The 2,432-nt window shown below is 71.3% G+C and carries 3 protein-coding genes; all 3 read left to right on the top strand.

The features are described from left to right. Positions 1–742, top strand: a 742-nt coding sequence (locus VMI11_03305) for a M50 family metallopeptidase (protein ID HTY71433.1), incomplete at its 5' end; no start/stop codon positions are given. A 39-nt stretch (positions 743–781) separates the two neighbouring features. Continuing rightward, positions 782–1,054 carry a hypothetical protein gene (locus tag VMI11_03300; GenBank protein ID HTY71432.1) on the top strand — a complete coding sequence of 91 codons (273 nt, stop codon included), beginning with the start codon at positions 782–784 and terminating at the stop codon, positions 1,052–1,054. An 87-nt stretch (positions 1,055–1,141) separates the two neighbouring features. Beyond that, positions 1,142–2,293, top strand: a complete 1,152-nt coding sequence (gene ispG / locus VMI11_03295) for a flavodoxin-dependent (E)-4-hydroxy-3-methylbut-2-enyl-diphosphate synthase (protein ID HTY71431.1) — start codon at positions 1,142–1,144, stop codon at positions 2,291–2,293. Positions 2,294–2,432: the final 139 nt, after the last annotated feature.

The following is a 2,432-nucleotide window of genomic DNA, read 5'->3' as shown; positions in this document are numbered from 1 at the left end:
GGCCAAGCAGGCCGGGCTGAAGGTCGGCGACCGGATCACGTCGGTCGGCGGCACGCCGGTGGCGACGTACGGCGAGCTCGTCAAGGCCATCCGCACCTCACCGGCGGGCCCGGTGGGCATCACCTACGTCCGCGACGGTGTCGAGCACACCGCCAGGCTCGACCTCGTCTCCGCGCAGCGTCCGGCCGTGGACCAGACCAGCGGGCCGACCTCGACCGTGTCGGCGGCGGGCATCGGCGTGGCCGGCCCGGCGAGCGTCCTGCACTACTCGCTGGTGCGCTCGCCCGGTGCTGCGGTCTGGTACGTGGGCCAGACCATCGGACAGACCTTCGACGCGATGGCCCACTTCCCGCAGCGGATCCCGAACCTCGTGACCGCCATCGAGGGCGGCCAGCGCAACCCCAACACCCCGGTCAGCGTGATCGGCGCCGGACGCCTCGGCGGGGAGTCCTTCCAGATGGGGGCGATGGTGGTCTTCCTCGTCCTGCTGGGCGAGCTGAACGTCTTCATCGGCGTCTTCAACCTGCTCCCGCTGCTCCCGCTCGACGGCGGCCACGTGGCGGTCGCCTGGTACGAGGCGGCCCGCTCCCGCATCGCCAGATGGCGCGGGCGGCCCGACCCCGGACGCGTGGACTACAACAAGCTGCTGCCGCTGACGTACCTGGTCGTGCTGATCTTCGTCGGGCTGACCGTGCTGACCCTCACCGCCGACCTGGTCAACCCGATCCGGCTCCAGCCCTGACCGTCGCGTGAGTGGGCGTCACTCGCTCACAATCGAGACGTGGGGACCCGTCCACGCATCCTGAACGACGTGCGCAAGGCGCTGGGCGACATGCCCATCGCGCCTCGGTTCGCCATCATCGGCGCGGTCGGGTTGGGCGCCGTCGGCGCCGTTGCCGGCCTCGTCCTCGGCTTGATCGCGTACGTGCCAACCGCCTGGTTCGCGGTCGCTGAGCTCGGCGTGCCCGCCGCGATGCTCGGCGCCATCCTCGGGCTCGTCATCGGCTCGACCGTGTCCGCCGCACGCCGCATCCGGCAGCGCTTCGCGCGTTAGACCCCCACGCCGCAGGGATCAGGCACACCATCGACCGCTAGACGAGCGCCGGGATGTGAGGGCGGCCGGGCAAGGGATACTGGAGACATGACCGTCGCCCTCGGGATGCCCTCGGTCCCGCCCGCTCCGCTGGCGCCGCGCCGCGCCTCCCGCCAGATCATGGTCGGCTCGGTGCCGGTCGGCGGGGACGCCCCGGTCTCGGTGCAGTCCATGACGACGACGCTCACCGCCGACGTGAACGCCACGCTCCAGCAGATCGCCGAGCTGACCGCGGCCGGCTGCCAGATCGTGCGCGTGGCCTGTCCCAGCCAGGACGACGCCGACGCGCTCCCGCTGATCGCGAGGAAGTCCCAGATCCCGGTCATCGCCGACATCCACTTCCAGCCGAAGTACGTCTTCGCCGCCATCGACGCCGGCTGCGCCGCGGTCCGCGTCAACCCCGGCAACATCAAGGCCTTCGACGACAAGGTCGCCGAGATCGCCAAGGCCGCCGGCGACGCGGGCGTGCCGATCCGCATCGGCGTGAACGCCGGCTCACTGGACAAGCGCCTGCTAGAGAAGTACGGCAAGGCGACGCCCGAGGCCCTCGTCGAGTCCGCTTTGTGGGAGTGCTCGCTGTTCGAGGAGCACGGCTTCCGGGACATCAAGATCTCGGTCAAGCACCACGACCCCGTGGTGATGATCCAGGCCTATCGGCAGCTGGCCGCCGCCTGCGACTACCCGCTGCACCTGGGCGTGACCGAGGCCGGGCCGGCCTTCCAGGGGACGATCAAGTCGGCCGTGGCGTTCGGCGCGCTGCTCGCCGAGGGCATCGGGGACACGATCCGCGTCTCGTTGTCCGCGCCTCCCGTCGAGGAGGTCAAGGTGGGCATCGCGATCCTGGAGTCGCTCGGCCTGCGCCAGCGCGGCCTGGAGATCGTCTCCTGCCCCTCCTGCGGGCGCGCCCAGGTCGACGTCTACACCCTCGCCGAGCAGGTCACCGCCGGTCTCGAGGGCCTGGAGGTCCCGCTGCGGGTCGCCGTCATGGGCTGCGTCGTCAACGGGCCCGGTGAGGCCCGCGAGGCCGACCTCGGCGTGGCCTCGGGCAACGGCAAGGGCCAGATATTCGTCCGGGGCGAGGTCATCAAGACCGTCCCCGAGTCCGCGATCGTGGAGACCCTCATCGAGGAGGCGATGCGCCTCGCCGAGGACATGACCACCACGGAGTCCGGCGAGCCCGTCGTCACCGTCGGCGCGTGAGCGCCGACCAAATGCCGCACCGTCGGCGCGTGAGCGCCGACCAATCCCGCACCGTCGGCGCCTGGGGGTCGGTCGTCCGTAAGGGGTTCGTAGGGAGCTCGCGGCGTAGCCGCGGCGGATGCAGAACCCCGTCGGACGA

The organism is Actinomycetes bacterium (assembly GCA_035506535.1).
Classification (GTDB): Bacteria; Actinomycetota; Actinomycetes; order DATJPE01; family DATJPE01; genus DATJPE01.
This window is presented reverse-complemented; position numbering and strand designations above follow the sequence as displayed.